This window comes from Stieleria mannarensis (assembly GCF_014154935.1).
Taxonomy (GTDB): Bacteria; Planctomycetota; Planctomycetia; order Pirellulales; family Pirellulaceae; genus Stieleria; species Stieleria mannarensis.
The window spans coordinates 25,032-44,593 of sequence record NZ_JACEHH010000045.1; the positions used below are offsets into that span (position 1 = coordinate 25,032).

Consider the following 19,562-nt stretch of genomic DNA (forward strand, 5'->3'; position numbering starts at 1 on the left):
TGCTCTGGACGGCTTGCGCCACGATTCAGCTGGAACCGACGAGTTCTTGGGGCACGATTTTGGAACGCAGGTCCAGGTCGGTGTATTGCAGCAGGGCGCGTTTGAGTTGGTCCCACGAAACCGGTTTGGTAAGAAACTCGCTTGCCCCGGCGGCCATCATCCGACGTTTCAGCGAGGCGTCACGCATTCCGGTGACCACGATCACGGGCACTGAATCGGTCGCACTGGACTCCTTCAAACGACGCAGGATGTATTCGCCATTCCCATCGGGCATCTGATAATCCAACAGGATCGCGGCGGGACGTTGCTGGAAGGCGCTGCGATAGCCGTCCATGCCGCGGTAGGCCCGCACCAGGCGGACACCGACGCTGAGCAGGCGTTTTTGCAGTCCGATCGAAAAGTCCGGGTCATCATCGATCGCCAACACCCACGGCGTCCCCGCATCCTGGTCACGCTCGGCGGTCGATGAAGTTGCGTCATCCAACCAGCCCCATTCCTGCAGCATCGACAACAGCGATTCTTCGCCTTCGGGTTCGGTCGGCGGCGTGGCGTCGTCCGTTGATTCTTGGGCGATCAGCTCTTTCAACATCGGTTCCAGTCGCGTCCAGATCTGCTGATCTTTTTTAACCAGTTGGGCCCCCATTTCCTGGCAGCGCTGTTGGACTTTTTCGTTCGGATCACCGGTCATCACGATCACCGAGGTCTGGCTGAGTCGCTCGTCGGTGGCCATCATTTCGGAAACGCTGATGCCGTTTCCGCCGGGCATGCGAACATCCAACAGGGCGATCTCGGGGGCGCAAACATCGGCCGTCGACAAGGCATCCATCGCGTTGTCGGCAACGACCACGGCAAGGCCCAACTGCTGGCAACGCATGCTCAACAGTTCCAACAGGTCTTGATCATCGTCGGCGATCAGGATTTGTTTCTCACTCATTTTTGTTCTCCATGGTCGGTTGAAAGGACGGTGGGATCATTGGTGTCTAGCCTTCAGGCGAATCGCTTTTGCTGCGACGCAGCGCCCCCGGGCGGCGAAGGCCAAAACACCTGCACTTATGCCGGGGTGGCCAGGACCGATGCGATGGCGTCGATCAAATCGCTGCTGCGATAGGGTTTGGTCAAAAAGTAATGTGCCCCGGCATCAAGAGCGGTTTGTTGATCTTGCAGACTGGCCGACAGCATGATCACCGGCGGCGTGACCAAATCGGGGTCTTCCCGAAGCGACTTTAGCACCGACAACCCGTCCAGGTTGGGCATCTGGACATCCAGCAACACCAGGTCGGGATTCTGCGAGCGGATTAATTCCAATCCTTCGGTGCCGTCATAGGCGACCGCGACCTCGAATCCGGCGTGACGGAGTCGCATTTGGACCCCCAGCACGATTCCTCGGTCGTCATCGATCACCACAATCTTGGACTTATGCGACACAGCACTTCTCTTGGACGAGTTGTTGGTTCACCATGGTGACGATCTCGGTTGCCCGCTGGGCAACGTCCCAGGTCCCATGGACTTCGACGCGGAAATCCGGCAGCGGACCGCGCGGACGGTTGCGATTGATCTGCTGTCGTTCCGTGTCCAGTCGCGCCAGGAATTCCTCCAACGCGATCGTCGGCACGGACACCAACAGCAACCATTGCCGGTTGGGCAGCGGAAAGATCAAATCGTTTTGTCGCAGGATGTGGACCAAAAAACGTTCCACATCCAGAACCGCCGACTCACTGGCGTCTTCTTCCAACACCACGCCGATGGCGGACACCGACTGTGGACCGTCAGGCACCTCGGCCAAACGATCGACGAATCGACGCGTCACTTCGCCGGGGTTGTTGACCGGCAAGGTAAAACTGAACGTGCTGCCGACTCCCTCGGTGCTTTCGACATCCATTTTGCCGAAGTTGATCTCCACCAGTTCCTGGGCGATGTTCAACCCCAGGCCGAACCCTTTGGTGCTGTCACGGACCTCCGTTTTGACCTGCGCGAATCGATGGAAGATTTCTCGCTGACGGTCGGCCGGGATTCCCACGCCGTTGTCCGTGACGGCGATCGAAACATCCGTCTCGCCGTGACGCCGGGCCGAGATGCAGACTTGACCGGGGCTGCGCGTGAACTTGATGGCGTTGATGGCCAGATTGACGATCACCCGCCCGACCTTGGCCGAATCACAGAACACGTCGGGCAAGTCGTCGTCGATCTGCAGTTCCAAACGAACGTCGCGAACCATTGCCTTGCGTCGAATCGCCGGCAAAACATGCTCGATGATTTCCGCCACGGTGCACTGGCAGCGCGAGGCCCCGAGCAGTCCCGATTCCAACTTGCTGACGTCCAGCATGTCGTCGACCATGTTGTTCAGATCACTAGCTCGATCATCGATCACGCCTAAAAGTTTGGCCTGTTCTTCGCTGACCGGCCCGGCGATGCCATCCTCCAACAGCGAGGCGTATTCCATGATCACCGTCAGCGGTGTTCGGAACTCGTGCGAAACGTTGTCGACAAACTTCTGTGCCGTCCTGCACGCCTTTTCGAGTTTGCTGTTCTTGGTCTGCAGTAACAAATCGCGTTCACGCAGCGTCTGCAACAACTGTTCGTTGTTTCGCGACATCGTGTGTCGCTGGATCGCATAGCGAATCGAGCGTTGCAGCAGTTCCGGGTTGATGCGTCCCTTGACCAGGTAATCCTGGGCGCCTTCGGCGATCGCGGTGATGGACAATTCGTCATCGGCATGTCCGGTCAACACGATCAAGGGGTTTCGGGGACAGGCGTGGACCATGCTGACGACGGAATCCAGCCCACGGCTATCGGGCAGCGACAGATCCGCCAACACGACATCAAATTTCGATTCATTGACCACGGCCAGTGCATCGCCCAAACAGGTCGCACGGCGAACGTCACAATCCGGAAACGCCTTGTGCAGCGATCGCGTGATCGATTCGCCGTCGACCAAATCGTCTTCGATCAGCAAGATGCTCAACTCGGTTTTCTGTTCTGCTATCACCATGGCACTCTCCCGTGCTGCGGTTGGCTGGATAAGAAACGTCCCACCGTCACACCCCCCGGTCCGCGACGGTGTGCTCGAGTCTGACCGCTAATGCGACGTTGGATCGCGTTTGGAAAGGTCGACAAAGGCCTGCATTTCACGGAGCAACACGTCGAAATGCACCGGCTTGTTCAGAAAGCAGTCCGCCCCCAAGGCCATCATTTCCGATCGCAATTCGGGTGATCGCATGCCGGTGAGCACGATGACCGGGATCCGACGCGTCGCCTGGTTGTTTCGCAAGGATTCCAGCACAAACCGCCCGTCGCCACTGGGCATCGAGACGTCCATCAGGATCAAGTCGGGATGGTCGGTGATCGCTTCCCAAAAACCCTGCGTCCCGAAATAGGCGACTTGGACCTCGGCCCGATAGGCACTGAGCCGCATTTCCAATGTGCGACAAATCTCCGGATCGTCGTCGATGCACAAGATTCGAGGCGTGTGGGTCATCGCCGACCGAGCGAGCAGATCTTTGCCGACTTTGCTTTCGATCCGCTTGGACATGCGTGCCCGCATGACCTGTTGCAGCGGACGCTTGCGAGCCTGTGAAGCTTGGGTGACCACGCTTGACATTTGGGTTCTCCAGGTGGGGTAACGGAGGGGGGGAAGCTTCGCGGAGCAATCCGTTCGCGCCCGCGTGGGTGAATCACCGGTGGCACAGGTGGGTGGGATGCCGGGGGGAAGTGATTGGGACGCGCGATTGCCGCTGGTAAACAGTTAGATTGTGTCGCGGCCGGAGGCGTGTTCGTTCGGCGGAGTTGTCTGAACACCGACAATCAGACCGGCTGCAGAGACACCACGGGAGGGGATTTGACGTGCCGCAGATAAAGCGACAGGGTTTCCAACAGTCCGCCGACGTTGGATTTCAAGAAATAGCCCGCCACGTTGCGATCGTAGGCGCGGGTGATGTCGCGGGGGTGATCCGAGGTGGTCAAGATGAAAACGGTGGTGCGTCGAAATGCTTCGTCGGCGCGGATCGCATCTAAGAATTGGTGTCCGTTCATCCCGGGCATGTTGATGTCCAACAGGACGATCAACTGGGAACGCTGCTGGTCGGTCAAGCGATCCGAGCGCAACAGGTCCAGTGCCGCATTCCCGTCGGCCGCGTTGAGGATGTCGACCTCCATCTGCCGCTTTGCGACGCCCCGCTTGACGATTTCCAGATCGACGAAATCGTCTTCGACGACCACCAGAGTTGGAAGAACTTTGTTCATGACACTGCTCCACAGACGGCTTCGGACGGCTTTGTCGGCAATCGACAAGGCCATGTAAAAATGAACCGGGTTCCCTGGCCGATTTGTGACGTCACACAAATCTTGCCGCCGAAGAACTCCACTTGTTTCTTGACGATCGCAAGGCCCATCCCGCTGCCTTCGATCGAGGTATCGCCGACGCGTTGATACATCTGAAAAATGCGATCGAAGTTGGCCGCGTCGATTCCGGGACCGTTGTCTTGCACCGCAAATTCAAAACAATCCCCGGCGGCCGACCAAGTCACCGAGACAACCCCCTGGGGCCCCTTGTCGTTGTGTTTGATCGCGTTGCCGATCAGATTCATAAACACCTGCTCCAACGGCGCGCGAACCGTTTCGAACTCGGGAAGATCGCTCGGCCAATCGATTCGGATTTCATGCGGGTTGCTGACCATGTCGGCGATGTTTTCCAGCACCGATCCGACGTCGACGATCTCCACCGCGGGTTCGATCCGTCCGACACGCGAAAAATCCAGCAAGTCTTCCAACAAGACTTCCAGCTTTCCCACTCGGGTTTTCAAATTGTCCAAATAAACCTCACCTTCGCTGGACAGGTCCTCACGAACATCTTCTTCGATCCACTGGGCCAGATGCTTGATGCCCCGCAGCGGAGAACGCAGGTCGTGCGAGGCCACATAGGCAAAACTGTCGAGTTCTTCGTTGGTCGCCTGGAGCAGGTTTGCTTGCTCGCGAAGCTCGACGCCCAGTTGTTGTGACTGCTCAAGTAATTCGCGGGTCCGAAGGTTCTGGTCGCTAAAGATGCGGGCCGCCGTGGCCATCTTGCCGATCTCGTCGGTTCGCCGTGTCCCCGGCACATCGGCCAGCACTTCGCCGCTGGAAAGTCGCTCAAACGTCTGGGTCAATTCCGAGATCGGGGTGACGATCAGCAGCGCCAGCCGGGTGGCGATCAACAGCGACAAGCCAACGGCCGTGACAACGATTCCCCAAGAAAACAGGCGGACGCGATTGGAGGTGGCGGCCAATTCCGATGCGATGAATTCCCGTCGCGTCTCGGCCCGCGAACGCAGTTGTGCCGAGTAGTAGGACACCTCCGATTCCTCGCCCGCGATCACGACGTTGCGCAGGAACAGGTAACTGCGGGTCGCTTGCACGGCCCGCAACCCGACGCTTTCAAAGTCTCGGATCGCTTCAACGATGGCATCGACCTCGCCTTGCAGACCTTCGATTTCTCCCAACTGCCGCACGGCATCGTGGATCGCTCCGACCGACGACTCGACCAGTTCGCCGTCGGGGTTTTCGAAGTACCGCAGCAAGAATTTTTCCGCTTTGGAAAATGCAGACTGGGATCGCACCAGTGCCAGACGCTGATCGGTCACCCCCGATCCGGCCAACCGAGTGGACAGGGTCGCCATCTGGTCTTCGATCTGTTGCACCAGTACGGGCAATTGCTGCTCGACCAAGTCTTGGCGAATCTTTCGCTCCACGATCACCGCGTCGAAATGTTTGGCATACTCTGTCACCCGCGAGTCGATCTGGCCGAACAGCGTGACCATTTCAGGGTCGGTCTGCTGCTGTGTCGCCGCGTCGATGTTGACCCGCAAACGATCGAAGATCTCTTTGGCCGCATTGGATTGAGATTCGCGACCGGAATAGACGAAGCGGTCGGCTCGCAAACGAAGCTCTTGGACGTCGCGGTCCATCCGCAGCACGACGGCATTGATCGCTTCGATCTGACTCATCCGATCAAAGACGCGGGCGATCCGTTTGGAGCCGAAATAGACCGCCAGCGCATTGCCAAACACCAGCATCAAAATGATGCCGAATCCGAGGTAGATCTTTCGTTTGAGCGACAGCTGAAACATTTGCAACATGCGTGGGCGAGATGTTAATTCGCGGTCAGAAACTCGTTCCAACCGCTCAACGTGTACTCATAGTGCTCCATCACGGTGTTCCAGACCGCGATGTTGCTGAAACGGCGTTCATAGGACCCGCCGGTGCGGGTCTCGCCGCGTCGCACGACGGTGCGTCCATCGGTCCCGATCAAGTCGGTCGCGGCAGGTTTCCCGGCGTACCAGTACTCCCACTCCTGGTCGGTCATTTCACGACGGGACCGATCGGGATTGGAGATGTAATAGCCTTGTCGGGCGACAAACGCCCCCGGCCAGCCGGACAGCCACCAATTCATGTACTCGTACGCCGCGTCTTTGGTCGCGTTGGAGGTGGCCGCGGACAGGCACATCACGCCGTGCCAGGCCCGATAGCCTTCTTTCGGCGCCGCATAAACGCAATCGATGTTCTCGGCGCGCAGGGCGGACACTCCCGGAGAGAACATGCTTTCGATGACCGCTTCGCCGCAGCGCATCAATTCGACCGATCGAGGCACGCTGTTCCAAACGCCGCGAAAATGTCCGTCACGCCTCAAATCGACCAACACGCGAAATAACGCCGAGATCTCGGACTTGGACAGATTGCCGATGTCTTCGAACTCCACCAGCCCTTTGGACTGGGCCGCCAGCGCGATGTCAAACAACCCGATCGTCGGTTCGTTGCACAATGCCACCCGGCCCGCCCAGCGTGAATCCAATAGCCAACTCCAGCTTTCGGTTTGATAGGCAACCCCACGAGGGACCACCGACGCGTCATAGGCAAACGAGTCGACGTTGTGGACGTAGGGCAGAAAACTGATCCGTTGCGTTTCGTCGGCCCCCAGGGTTCCGTTGTCCTGGACATACAGCAGTTTGTTCGGGGCGTCGCCGGCACCGACCCGCCCGTGCGGTGTCAGCTTTCCTGTTTTGGTCAGACTGTTGATTTCGTCCCAGTAGACCAAACGCGAGGTGTCGATCGGCGCGATCGCGCCGGCCTGCCACAGCAAACGAATGCTGTTGGACCACTGTTCGTACAGATCAAACGACTCCGGCCGCGTGGAGGCCTGGTGCAAGACCGAGGCGCTGCCCCCGGGTTGAAAGTGGATCGTGATCCCCAAGTCCTTTTCGGCCCGCTGGCGAATCGGTTCCTGAAGCGTGACGTGCGTCCCCAGAACGCGCAGCGCGCGTTTTTGCCGCACGAAACCGTAGGGGGCATCGCCGTAAATGCGTCGCGACGCGGCACCAGCGGCAAGCGTGGCGGCGGTGGCGGTGGCGGTGGCCAGGAACGTTCGTCGGGATTGCTTCATGGGGATTGCTTGATGGATCTCGCTTGGGGCGGAATCGCTCACAATTGGGCGAGGGGGCTGAAAAACGTGTCTTGCGGGTATCTCGGCGGCCCACAACGTCTCGGGAAATCGGACCGAATGCGGGACAACGGACCGGCAGAACAGCGGTCTGCGAATTCGACGCCGCGGGAATTCATGCCCCCTCCCTGCCGAGATCATGCGGTGTTTAACCGCTGATTTTCAGGCGTTTACGACTTCACCCTCCCCTCGCTACGCTCGGCCCTCCCTTCCGGGGAGAGTTTCGTCGTAAACCCTCACGATCTCGTTCACCGGTGGGGCCGCTCTGCAGGACCGGTGGCAGCGATCGCAGCGGTCGCGGTTTTCGCTCCGATGATTCCGCTTGGCGCGTGTGGCGAAGCGATAATCCCTGGGGATTAGCTCGCGTGAACCGTCGGTCTTGCCGATCGGGAAAGATGATTGCGTCCTGCTGGTCGCCGGCGCGACAGTGTGCACACACCGCTTGGCCCCCGTGAGGGCGGTCATTTCGCCGCTGTCCGGGCCGCTGTCCGACGCGACCGCCCAGACGCTTGTTTCTTGGCCGGTTGCACCTTATGACAAGGTGTTGAGCCTGCCACTGTCTGTCTAAGACTTGTAAGTCTCAGAATTGACTCGGATCCCAATAGCCCTCGATCTTACCGATGCAAAAGACTCTCGATTCCGCTGTCTCATCTGCTCCTGAAACCGACGACGTGCTGCTGGGCTCCCTGTCGCACGAATTGCGTCGGCATCTGCTGTTCACCCTGGGACGCGACGACATCGATTCCGACCCCGGCTATTGCTTTCGCGCCGCGGCGATCACGATCCGCGATCGGATCAGCCGCGATTGGCGGCGGACCCGCGAGTTGCAGGCATCCAGCGACAGCCGTCACGTCAATTACCTGTCGCTGGAATTCCTGCTCGGACGGTCGCTCAACAACGCCATCCAAAACATGGATCTGGACGAACCGATGCGAAAGGCGCTGCAACGGTTCGGCGTCCAGCTGGAAGAGGTGATCGACAAAGAACACGACGCCGGCCTGGGCAACGGCGGTCTGGGGCGGCTGGCGGCTTGTTTCCTGGACAGCTGTGCCAATCTGCAGCTGCCGGTCTCGGGATACGGCATCCGCTACGAATACGGCATGTTCCACCAGTTGATCGAAGGCGGCCGCCAGGTCGAAGCCCCCGACCACTGGTTGCGTGACGGCAACCCCTGGGAGATCGAACGGCCCGAAGACACCAAACGGATCCGTTTGTATGGCCGGACCGAACGCTACGTTGACGCAAACGGCAAACCCCACAGCCGCTGGGTCGAATCCTACGACATCCTGGCCGTCCCCTACGACATGCCGATCCCCGGTTACCGCAACGGGACGGTCAACACGCTCCGTTTGTGGAAAGCGACCGCGACGGACGCCTTTGATCTGGGCGAATTCAACGCCGGCAGTTACACCGAATCGGTCGCACAAAAGAACAACGCCGAACAAATCTCGATGGTGTTGTACCCCAACGACGCCAGCGAAAACGGAAAGGAGCTGCGATTGAAGCAGCAATACTTCCTGGTCTCGGCCAGCCTGCAAGACGTCTTGGCCAACTGGGTCGAGCGCCACGGCGAAGATTTCTCGGAGTTCGGCAAGAAGAATTGCTTCCAGCTCAATGACACCCACCCGGCGTGTGCGGTTCCCGAGCTGATGCGGTTGCTGATGGACGAGCATCAACTGGAATGGGACGAAGCGTGGAAGATCACGACGCAGTGCATGGCCTACACCAATCACACGTTGCTACCAGAAGCCCTTGAACGTTGGTCGGTCAGCCTGTTCGGCCAACTGCTGCCGCGCGTGTTGGAAATCATCTTTGAGATCAACCAGCGATTTCTCGCGGAAGTCGCCGAAAAATTCCCCAACGATCCCGAACTGCTCAAACGCGTCTCGCTGGTCGAGGAAGGTCACACGCCGCATATCCGAATGGCGTACCTGTCGATCGTCGGCAGCTTTTCCGTCAACGGTGTCGCACAGCTGCACACCGATCTGCTGAAAAGCGGACTGTTCGCCGATTTTGATCGCATCTGGCCCGACAAGATCAACAACAAAACCAACGGCGTCACGCAACGTCGCTGGCTGTCGCACTGCAACCCCGCGCTGCGTGATCTGATGAACGAAACGATCGGCCGGCGTTGGGAGTCCGATCTGGAACAGATCTCGGCACTGGCCCCGCTGGCGGACGATGCCGAATTCCGCAAACGCTGGCGGGCGGTCAAGAACGGCAACAAACAACGTCTGTCCAAGTACGTCAAGCAACACACCGGCGTCGATTTTGATCCGACGATGCTGTTCGATGTCCAGGTCAAACGGATTCACGAATACAAGCGACAATTGATGAACGTCTTGCACGTCATCCACTTGTACGACCGGATCCTGCGTGGCGAAACCGCCGGCATGGTTCCCCGTGGTGTGCTGATCGGGGGCAAGGCCGCGCCGGGATATCACATGGCAAAAATGATCGTCAAATTGATCAACAACGTCGCCGACGTGATCAACAACGACCCTCGCGCCCACGACCTGCTGCGATTGGTCTTCTTCCCCAACTATCGCGTTTCGGCGATGGAGATCATCTGCCCCGGTACCGAGCTCTCCGAACAAATCTCCACCGCCGGCAAGGAAGCGTCCGGAACGGGGAACATGAAATTCATGATGAACGGCGCGCTGACGATCGGAACCCTCGACGGTGCAAACATCGAGATTCGGGAAAAGGCCGGCGAAGAAAACTTCTTCCTGTTCGGACTCAACGCCGCCGAGGCCCAGGAAACGCGCAAAAGCTATGATCCCAACGCGATCATCGCCGCCGACCCCGCCATCGCCCGCGTGATGGAATTGCTCGAAGGCGGACGGTTCCACGGATCCGAACCCGGCGTGTTCGGTGAGCTGATCTCCGGACTCAGGAGCCCACAGGACCAATGGTTGACCATCGCCGATCTGCGTAGCTTTATCGACGCCCAGGACCGGGTGTCGAAAACCTACCAAGCCCCAGACACCTGGGATCGCATGAGCATCCTGAATACCGCCCACAGCGGTTGGTTCTCCAGCGATCGAACGATCCAGCAATACGCCGACGAAATCTGGCGCGTCAAACCGCTGACGGCCTAACGCCTGCGAAGCGGAGGTGTGAATGATCGGGCCGAGGTAGCTACCTTCGCCAGAAGGTGGTTCCGCGGGAATCTCCACGCTCTGGTGAGCGTGGCTACGTTAATTGGACCAGTAGCCGGCGGTTTACCGATTGGTGATCCACAGGCATTGGTACGGCGCGACGTTCAAGACCGCATTTTGGTCGTCCAGCCGCGTTCCCGAAATCGCGTCGTACCAGGAATCCATCAGAATCAGGTTCAGGTCGGATAATTTTAATTCCTGGACCGCGTCGGTCATGTTGTGCACGCAAAACACGCTTTGGCTGCGGTCGGTGCTCTGACGCCAAAAGGCGAAGTAGGGCTCGCTCAGCTGCAGCGTGAACTGGGTGGCGTTGGGATGAAACGGTGCCATCCGGCGGCGCAATTGGATCCGCCGCGACAGTTCTTCAAAGACCTGGTGATGGACCGAGCCTTTGTCGTTCAAGCGTTGCTGCAACTGCGACCAATCCCATTTGTGCCGATTGATGCTGCGGTTATGCTTCGTCGCCGCGACGCCGTCCTGGTCGTTGGGCGTGGCCAACAGGCTGTGGATGTAAAACGCCGGGATGCCTTCCAAGCCCATCATCACGGTCTGAGAGCAGAGGAAGCGTTCCACCTGCCAGGGGTCTTCACCATCGACGGTGCCCCGCAGCGCGTCGAACAAGGACACGTTCAATTCGTAAACGCGCTCTCCTCCGTCGGGCGTGCGACGGGTTGAAACACGACCGCCGAATCGTCGCACGGTTTCGACCAGCTGCAATTGCTCTTCGTCCGAAAGCAGCCCCTCGGCCGGTCGCATGCCGATGCCGTCATGTGAGGCGGTGAAGTTCAGGTACGTGCACCCGACCGGCGCCGGCGGCATCGTCATCATCCAACGTTTCAGGTACTCCGATTTGCCGGTCAGCAAGGCGTGAACCAGCAACGGTGCGAGGCTGAAGTTGTAGATCACATGGGCTTCGTTGCGGTTGCCAAAATAGGTCAGGTTCTCGTGGTTGGGCACGTTGGTTTCGGTGATCAACAGCGTGCCCGGGGCAAAGAAATCGGTGATCGTGCGAATCATCCGCACCACTTCGTGCGTCTGAGGCAGGTGCATGCACGACGTTCCCGGTTCCTTCCACAGAAATCCCACGGCATCGAGCCGAAAGATGCTGACGCCGTGCTGCAGGTACAGCCGGATGATCTTTAGAAACTCCATCAAAACCTGGGGATTGCGAAAATCCAGGTCGATTTGATCGTGGCTGAATGTGCACCAGACGTGTTTCAGGCCCCGGGAGGTCTCGGTCGGCCGCAGCAGCGAAGACGCACGGGGCCGGACGACAGCCGACAAGTCATCTCCGGCATTGGCTTCCATGAAATAGCTCACTCCGGGTTCGACGCCATCGCGATAGTTCTCAAACCACTCGCTTTCCGAGGAGACGTGGTTGATCACGATGTCGGCCATCAGCCGGTAGTCGGCGGCGATTCCCGAGATTTCCGACCAGTCGCCCAGCTTCGGATTGACTTTGGTGTAGTCGATCACGGCGAACCCATCGTCGCTGCTGAACGGACAAAACGGCAGCACGTGGACCGACGAGATGGAATCCTTCAAGTACTCGTTGAGAAACCGATGCAGCGTGTCCAGCGGGGCCAAACCGTCATCGACGATCGAATCCCCATAGGTGATCAGCAGGGCGTCCTCTTGCGACCACAATTGGTGCAGCGGCAACGGACTTTGCGGCCGGAATTGATCGAAGATCGCGATGACTTCGTCGGCCAGTTGTTCTGCGTTTGAATCCGGATAGAGGAAACCGAGGTGTTGAGCAAGTTGCGCGCGTACGGACGATCCGTCAGAATCCGTTGGTGATGCCATGGAAACGATTGCTTGAAGCGAGAGAATCAAAGTTGAGGTTGATTGGGTCAGGCATTGTCCGCTTCTACCGCGCCCAGGAGTTGGTCATAGATATCCGGCACCGCGCTCGTCACGCGGGACCAGTTGTCAATGAACGGGCTTTCGTCGGGGCGATTGAGAAACTCGTCGCCCGCCGCCACGATGACTCGGCTGAACAGTTCCACCGTGGCTTCTTCCCGGTGGCGATCCAAGTTCAAACCGCTCATCACGGCATCGTTGTGGTAGTGATCCACCACGTCCAGCGCCGTCCGGTAATAACAGGCTTTCAGCGTTCTCAGCATGCTGTTGCTGATCACAAAGCCTTGGACGGCCAGTTTGCGAATGAAGGCTTTGCAGATGTCGTTGGCCATCCGATGCAGCCCACCGGTGCGATCATCCTCGGAGACCGGTTGGTGTTTGTGATCATAGGCGTCGGCGATGTCCACCTGGCAGATCCGGTTCAAATTGCAATTGCGATACATCTCCGACAACGTCCCGATCTCCAGACCCCAATCGCTGGGGATCCGCAACGACGTGACGACCTCGGATCGCATCGAAAACTCACCGGAGAGCGCGTACCGAAAGCTGCCCATGTAGTCCAGGTATTCGACCCGGCCCAGCACGGTCTTGAGGGCGCGGATCAATGGCACGACCAGCAACCGGAACACGCGACCGTTCAGTTTGCCCTGGGCCGCCCGGTAGTAATAGCCTTTGCAAAACTGGTAATGAAACGACGGATGCGCAAGCGGGTACAGCAGCCGCGCGGGCATCGAACGGTCGTACGTCAGGATGTCGCAGTCATGCAGTGCGATCGCTTTGGATTTTCCCGATGCCAGGAAGTACCCCAGGCAATACCAGACGTTGCGTCCCTTGCCCGGATCCATCGGCGCGAGCCCGGCCGATTGCAGGGCGGCGTCGACATGTCGCAGTCGCGTTCCGTCGTTCCACAGCACGACGTAGTTTTGTGGCAGTTTGTCGAAGAATCGCTTGGCCGCGTGGAACTGGTCTTCGTTGGCCCGGTCGAGCCCGATGATGATCTCGCTCAGGTAAGGAATTTTCGCCAGTTCTTCGACGATCGGACCCATCGCAGGGCCTTCCAATTCCGAATACAGGCATGGCAACAGCAACGCCATCGGAGTTTCCGTGGAGAACTGAACCAATTCCGATTCGAGTTCTTCGGTGGAACGATTTCGCAAATTGTGGAGCGTTCCGATAATGCCGTTCTGCGCAAAGTCCGCCATGGTTTCGCTATGCTCGGGGAAGAGGGTTGGGAAGAGAGTCTGCCGAGGAAACGTCGATCCGCGCGAGCAGTTCGGTGACCGCTTCGGCCCAGCCGGCCGCTCCCTGGGCGGAAGCAACGATGCCGCGGTCCGGGGCGACGTTGACCCCCAACCCGTTGGCCGTCGGAATGCCGATCGGGATGTCGGCCACATCCAACATGCTCTGGTCGATGGGGCTGTCACCGATGGCCGCGGTGATCGGTGAACTGTCGGAGATCGGCGAACTGTCGGATTCGCAACCCGCCATCAGAAGTGACAACCGCTGTGCGACGACCTGCATCGCCTGGCCTTTGCTCGTCCGCCCGGCGACATGCCAGAATCGACCGCCTCTGGTTAACGTCAGCTGGTGGGTCTGCAATTGTCGCTCGAACAAATCTCGGTTCTCGTCGCTGTCATCCCACAGCAGCGGCTCGGTCCCTTGCCGCGCGAGCGCCAGTTGTGAGCGGTCCTTGGACAGCTGGGTCGCCTGGATCACCCCGTCGAGTCCGAGATCGGCAAACGAACGGAAGCGAAAGGATTGTTTCAGAGGCTTCAGGACGTCCAGAATCTGGTCGCGAGCCGCACCGATGATTTCGATCTCGCCACTGAGCTCGCCGGCATCCTGCCCCCATCGAATCACCGATCCGTTTTCGGAGACAAAGGTGTTGCCGGTCAGTCCCAGGTCAGCGGCCAGAAGCGTCATTTCCGGCACGGTCTTGCTGGAATTCATGACCACCGGAATCTGCCGTTGACGCAATTCATCCAGCGTCGCAGACGCCGGGGACCAGTCATAGTCGTGCTTGTTCAGCAGGCAGCCATCGAGGTCCGTAAACAGGATCAGTGGTGAGGCGGTGGGCAGCATGGCCGGATTTTACGTCATCGACTCAGCGGTCGCCACTGCGACTTGTCACGGGGCAGGATCGCAGACCTCACGGCTGGCTAAGGGCAGAGTGGGGCGCGACTGGGCATTGTTTTGCAACCGCCCCGGTTTGCCGCTACCTTGATCAATCGGCAATCGCAACAAACATCCTCCGTACCTGGATCGAATTACCGGTCAACGTCACTCGCTTCGCCAGAAACTGGCTCCACGACGACTTCCACGCTCTGATGGGCTGTCGATTCAATCGCTACCGAAACAATCGTGAGCCGATGGCACTCGCCACGGGCCTCCAAGGGCGATGCCAGGACCGCTAGGCCCGCGGCTAGCGCCGTCGGCTCACTGAATCGACAGCCTGCTGGCGAGCGTCGCGATGTGGCTGTGGCATCCTCCGACGAGGCGGCCCAATCAGACTGGCGTGAACGCGCCATCGCAGAGAATTCTCTGGCGGGTCTGACGGAATTGTTTTGATTTACCTAACAGCCTCTGACCGCTGCGGTGCGTTCGGACGAAGAATCAATGGATTGCCGCCCGCCTTCAATGGATTGCCGCCCGCCTCCCGCCCCCCCCTCCACCTCCGTCGCTGCCCCACCAGATGCACCATGTCGAAATACGATGTCATTGAATGTCGACGAATCGATCGTGACGATGAACAACGCTGCATCGTTGCGATCATCAATTGGGATGACGGACGGACCATCCTGATCCGCCAGACCCTGGACGAGAACAACAAATATTCCTGGGAGCGGATCCTGATGTACGGCATTCGCAACACCGATACACTCGATTCCCTGCTACCGGGCATCGAGCGGTTCTTTGACGACAGCGACGTGAAACGTCGGATGATGGTCTCCTCCGCCCAACTCCGCCGCGAATTGATCGCCGCGACCAGCCATTTGCTGGACTAGCTCGGCAGGGGATTCAGCGACTTCAATCTTTTGCGTTCGGCCGAGATCACGGCTTGATCCCATTCTTTGCCAAGACATCCAGCAACGGAACTTTGTACGCCTTGCCATCCGGGGCAAACACGGCGGGGCTGCGCGGGGTCGTGAACGCCTCTTGGATCATGCGATTCCATTTGTCCTGGCCGGTAGCGTTCTCCCCGTGGTCGGACTCGGTCGGCAAGTCGTACTTGTCCATTAACTTCTTTTCCGTCCCGTTGTATTTAGCAAGGGTCGGGCGCACGTCATTGTTCAGCTCGGCTTGATTCTTGTAGTGATTCCCCTTTAGCTGCATCAGTTCGATGAACAGGTCGCGGGCCAGCAAGGCGACGATGTCGTAATGGCCCTGCTCGTGTTTCAGGATTTGATCCGGCGTGCGTTTCTTTTTCTGATTGATCTCGTCCATCTTCTTCCAACTCTTGGAAGCATTGAACTTAACCGTCACGTTGATGTTGTCATTGACCAGTGACGACAGCAGGATGGTCGGAACGGTGAACGAGGTGCTGGTGAATGCCAGGTGGGGGCTGTTGGCGTCCGGTGTGCCAACAAAATCCGACCACCGAAGAGTCTTGAATAGCCCGGTCAGCTTTGACGGCATCGGAGGGTCTCCCATTGAAGGTTTCGGGTGGAAAAAAGTGAACCGTCCCAAAACTCCATTATCGTCCCAGTTGCAGAAGAGTTGTGTGGAATCCGCCCAAGAAACCTCCGAAGTGAACAACAGGGGGCAATCAGCAATTGTTGGTGTCCAGCCTTCAGGCGACTCCTCCTGTCGCTGCTCCGTAGCGTCCCCGGGCGGCCAAAGCGCAATACCGCTCAGTGAAGCGTTGTTTCCAATGCGGAGCGCCCGTAGGCTTGCGCCAAACGGCTGCTATTCGTCTGACATCAGCCGGCGCGCGCCCGCGTCCGGGGCGTCGCCCGTAGGGCTCGGCGCGACGACCTCGAAAGGACGTCGTACACCAACACGCATCCCACACCCCGCGACGCGTTACGGATTGGGCCAGTCGGTCACTTTGTTGGCCGCTTCGTGCAACAGTTGGTCGATCGCTTTTCCTAGATGCGATGCGGAGGGACTGACGCGGGAATTCAGCAGCGCGACGAAATTTTTCCCGTCATGACGGCGAATCATGATGGTCGCTGTTCCATTGAGCGACCCGGTGTGCCAATGGTTGACCTTGCCCGGCCCGACCACACGGTTGCTCCAGCCCAATGAATAGTAGCGATCTTTTTCCGTGCCGTCGGCATCGTGCCCGGCAAGTCCAGGCGGTCGTCGATACATCCACTCAATCGAGCGCCGCGTCAAAATCGGACAGTCGTCCGGATCGTCCAATGCGGCGGCAAACTTCGCCAGATCCGACGCCGAAGCGATCCATCCGCCGTGCGAATCCATCGCTTCTAAATGCCATGCCCCATAGGGCCACGGGATTCGATCGCCTCGGTCGTCCGCAAACACAGACGTGCCGGTCCCAGGATGGTAGTACCGCACTTCGTTCTCCGCTCGACCCTCCAAGCGTGTCGCTCCGATCCGCATGGTCGTCACGCCGATCGGTTCCAAGACATGTTCCTTGACGTAGTCTTCGTAGCTTTGATCGGTGAGTGTTTCGATCACACGTCCCAGCAAGCAATAGCCGAAATTGGAATAGGCATAGCGCTGGCCGGGATCGAAGTCAAGTTCCTGACTCAACATCGCTTTGATGACCGTTTCCTGGTCGGCCGGCGGATCGGTTTCCATCTGATCGGCAAAGCGGACCGATTGAAACATGGCGTCAAAAGAGACGTCGCGGTCCCACCCGCCGCGATGTTCCAAACAATGGCGAACGGTCACGTCGCGCAAACGGTCATCAAAGTCGTCGATCGCCTCGATCTCCGACGCATAATCAAGCACATCGAAGATCCTATCGTCCAAGGACAGTTTTTTCTGCTCGATCAGTTGCAGCACGGCCACCGCGGTGATCGGCTTGGACAAACTGGCGATCCGAAACAGACTGTTCGGTTCGACCGGTTGTCGCTGAGCAACGTCCGCGTATCCATAGCCGCGGGCGAAAACGATGCGACCGCGATCGGTCACGGCGATCGAAGCCCCCGGAACACGGTGCTCGGTCATGAAGTCTTGCATTAGGCGGTCGTAGCTGGCAAACCGTGGATCGCTTTTTCCCGAGCGGACATTTGCGGCGGCCATCGATTCGCGATAGCCCGGCCCCCGCAACACACGTCCGGGGCGGGCGTCGGTCATCTCGCCATCGTTCAGCACCAATTGGCCACCGACGATGACAAACTTCATCCCTTCGGACAGCGCCTCGGGATTGGCAAAATCCGCGTGGTCGACCAGGTTTTCAAAGTCAAACACGATCACGTCGGCTGCCAAGCCGACGTTGATGCGGCCGCGATCATGGGCCAGCACATCGTTGGCCGCGACCGCGCTGGCTTGGGCGATCGCCCGCTCCAATGAGATCACCCCCAAGTCGCGGACGTAACGCGAGAGCATTCGCGGGAACGAGCCGAAGGCTCGTGGATGAGATGCCGATCGACTTCCACCGGCGGGGCCGACGTCGGTGCAAAAGGAGACAAATTCCTGTCGCATCGCCAGAATCTTGTTCGCCTCGGTCATCGTTTCGGGAAGTGCAAACGCGCCCTGCCGAACCAGATTGAAAAACGTGTCCCAGGGATCCTCGTCGCTTGCGCGGGCCATTTCCTCGACCGACATGCCGTCGTACTTGCTGTATCGGGCGTCGTTACTGCGTCCGACGACGATTCGGTTCCAATCCTTTCCGGCGTGCCGAAACCAGTTTTCCCAGCCGTCGGTCGATTCCATTTCCCGCTTGATCTCCTCACGCAGGGCCGGATCGTCCAACCGCCCGACCAACCGCTGGTGGCCGTCGGCGAAATGACGCGGGTGGATCAGTGCGGCGATGCCCAATCCGTTGTTGACGTAGGGGTAGATGTCGGCGGTCACCTGCTGGCCGGCCGACCGTGCTTGTTTGATTTTGGCGATCGCCAATGGCATCTTGCCCCAATTCTGCTTGCCGGCGGCTTTGAGATGAAAAATATGGACGGGCGTTTCGGCGCGGTGTCCGATTTCGAGTGCTTCGTCGATGGCTTCGAGCAACCGGTCGCCTTCGTTTCGCATGTGGGTGTAATAGCCGCCACCGTACCGGCCCGCGACGGCCGCCAATCGGGCGATCTCTTCGGTGCGTGCGTAGACGGCCGGCGGATAGATCAGTGCGGTGGACACCCCGATCGCGCCGGCTTGCATGGCCTCGTGCACCAGGGCTTGCATCTGCTCCATTTCCTGATCGCTGGGACGCCGCTGGACGTCGCCGATCACCATACGTCGGATCTGGGAGTGACCGATCGTCTGGACGACGTTGACGGGTAACCCTTTGGATTCGATCAGGGTGAAGTACTCGGCCATCGTCGTGTAGCCTTTGCGACGCCCTTCCTCGGCCCCCAACGGCGCCGCCGATCCGCCTTCGCCGGCGTTGATGGTCGTGATCCCCTGTGTCAACAGGTTGATCGCCGTCTTGGCGTCGTCGACCATCGGCGATGCGGTCTGCCCCATCATGTCGATCAGCCCCGGGGCCACGACCAGTCCTTCGGCATCGATCACTTGTTTCGCGTTTTCGGCGTTGATGTCGCCGATTCGAACGATCTTGCCGTCGTTAATGCCGACGTCGGCGTAGTACCACGGCGCCCCAGATCCGTCGACGACCTTTCCATTTTTGATCACGATGTCGATCGGAGAATCATCGGCAAAGGCGACCTTCACCGTGATCAATGCGAGCAACAAAACTTGCCAAGAACGCAGCGGTGCAATCATCGGGTCAATCGAAGTGAGGAGGGAATTGTGAGAGCGGTTTCCAGGCTGATGTTGCAGCCGCATCGAAGCGATCAAGGGCGTGGTGATTCCGGCCTGAAAACCAACGCCACTCGATTTCACAGGCCGCATCATGACCGCGGTGGGGGCTCAGTCTACATCGATTCGAGCCACCTTGTTTGCCGCTGTCGAAGATTGCCTATCTGCTCGATGGCCCGATT

General features: G+C 58.9%; 14 protein-coding genes. 2 read left to right on the forward strand and 12 right to left on the reverse strand.

Going from position 1 to position 19,562, the window contains the following annotated elements; all coding sequences use genetic code 11:
- Positions 1–25 precede the first annotated feature (25 nt).
- The 7 genes from H1B37_RS25040 to H1B37_RS25070 form a co-directional block, all read right to left on the reverse strand.
- On the reverse strand, positions 26–934 hold the full coding sequence (locus tag H1B37_RS25040; protein WP_182870017.1) for a response regulator: 909 nt from the start codon (positions 932–934) through the stop codon (positions 26–28).
- A 116-nt stretch (positions 935–1,050) separates the two neighbouring features.
- Positions 1,051–1,425 (reverse strand): response regulator transcription factor, encoded by a 375-nt coding sequence (locus H1B37_RS25045; protein WP_182870018.1) that lies wholly within the window; start codon positions 1,423–1,425, stop codon positions 1,051–1,053.
- The gene (locus H1B37_RS25050; protein ID WP_182870019.1) at positions 1,415–2,989 is read right to left on the reverse strand and encodes a hybrid sensor histidine kinase/response regulator; all 1,575 of its coding nucleotides are present in this window, start codon (positions 2,987–2,989) and stop codon (positions 1,415–1,417) included. Before H1B37_RS25050 ends, H1B37_RS25045 begins: the two co-directional genes overlap by 11 nt.
- A gap of 87 nt (positions 2,990–3,076) precedes the next feature.
- Complete coding sequence (locus tag H1B37_RS25055; protein WP_182870020.1) at positions 3,077–3,598, reverse strand: response regulator; 522 nt, start codon at positions 3,596–3,598, stop codon at positions 3,077–3,079.
- A gap of 203 nt (positions 3,599–3,801) precedes the next feature.
- A complete protein-coding gene (locus tag H1B37_RS25060; RefSeq protein WP_182870021.1) occupies positions 3,802–4,239 on the reverse strand; it encodes a response regulator in 438 nt (145 codons plus the stop codon).
- Entirely contained in the window at positions 4,236–6,101 is a 1,866-nt protein-coding gene (locus H1B37_RS25065; protein ID WP_182870022.1) for an ATP-binding protein, read from the reverse strand. Before H1B37_RS25065 ends, H1B37_RS25060 begins: the two co-directional genes overlap by 4 nt.
- 23 nt (positions 6,102–6,124) lie before the next feature.
- Positions 6,125–7,411, reverse strand: coding sequence for an ABC transporter substrate-binding protein (locus H1B37_RS25070; RefSeq protein ID WP_182870023.1), 1,287 nt, complete (start codon positions 7,409–7,411; stop codon positions 6,125–6,127).
- A gap of 677 nt (positions 7,412–8,088) precedes the next feature.
- On the opposite strand from H1B37_RS25070, the gene H1B37_RS25075 reads away from it, so the two are divergent.
- The gene (locus H1B37_RS25075; RefSeq protein WP_182870024.1) at positions 8,089–10,569 is read left to right on the forward strand and encodes a glycogen/starch/alpha-glucan phosphorylase; all 2,481 of its coding nucleotides are present in this window, start codon (positions 8,089–8,091) and stop codon (positions 10,567–10,569) included.
- A gap of 123 nt (positions 10,570–10,692) precedes the next feature.
- Here the strand turns inward: H1B37_RS25075 and H1B37_RS25080 are convergent, their stop codons facing one another.
- From H1B37_RS25080 to H1B37_RS25090, 3 genes are read right to left on the reverse strand one after another with little or no spacing between them, the layout of a single operon-like run.
- Positions 10,693–12,435 (reverse strand): sugar phosphorylase, encoded by a 1,743-nt coding sequence (locus H1B37_RS25080; protein ID WP_182870025.1) that lies wholly within the window; start codon positions 12,433–12,435, stop codon positions 10,693–10,695.
- A gap of 47 nt (positions 12,436–12,482) precedes the next feature.
- On the reverse strand, positions 12,483–13,694 hold the full coding sequence (locus H1B37_RS25085; RefSeq protein ID WP_182870026.1) for a glycosyltransferase family protein: 1,212 nt from the start codon (positions 13,692–13,694) through the stop codon (positions 12,483–12,485).
- A gap of 7 nt (positions 13,695–13,701) precedes the next feature.
- Positions 13,702–14,574, reverse strand: coding sequence for an HAD-IIB family hydrolase (locus tag H1B37_RS25090; protein WP_182870027.1), 873 nt, complete (start codon positions 14,572–14,574; stop codon positions 13,702–13,704).
- A gap of 617 nt (positions 14,575–15,191) precedes the next feature.
- Here H1B37_RS25090 and H1B37_RS25095 point away from each other — a divergent pair.
- On the forward strand, positions 15,192–15,497 hold the full coding sequence (locus H1B37_RS25095) for a hypothetical protein (RefSeq protein WP_182870028.1): 306 nt from the start codon (positions 15,192–15,194) through the stop codon (positions 15,495–15,497).
- Positions 15,498–15,543: 46 nt separating this feature from the next.
- On the opposite strand, the gene H1B37_RS25100 is transcribed toward H1B37_RS25095, so the two are convergent.
- Both H1B37_RS25100 and H1B37_RS25105 read right to left on the reverse strand, forming a co-directional pair.
- On the reverse strand, positions 15,544–16,143 hold the full coding sequence (locus H1B37_RS25100) for a DUF922 domain-containing protein (protein WP_182870029.1): 600 nt from the start codon (positions 16,141–16,143) through the stop codon (positions 15,544–15,546).
- Between the two features lie 372 nt (positions 16,144–16,515).
- Complete coding sequence (locus H1B37_RS25105; RefSeq protein WP_182870030.1) at positions 16,516–19,344, reverse strand: serine hydrolase; 2,829 nt, start codon at positions 19,342–19,344, stop codon at positions 16,516–16,518.
- Positions 19,345–19,562 lie beyond the last annotated feature (218 nt).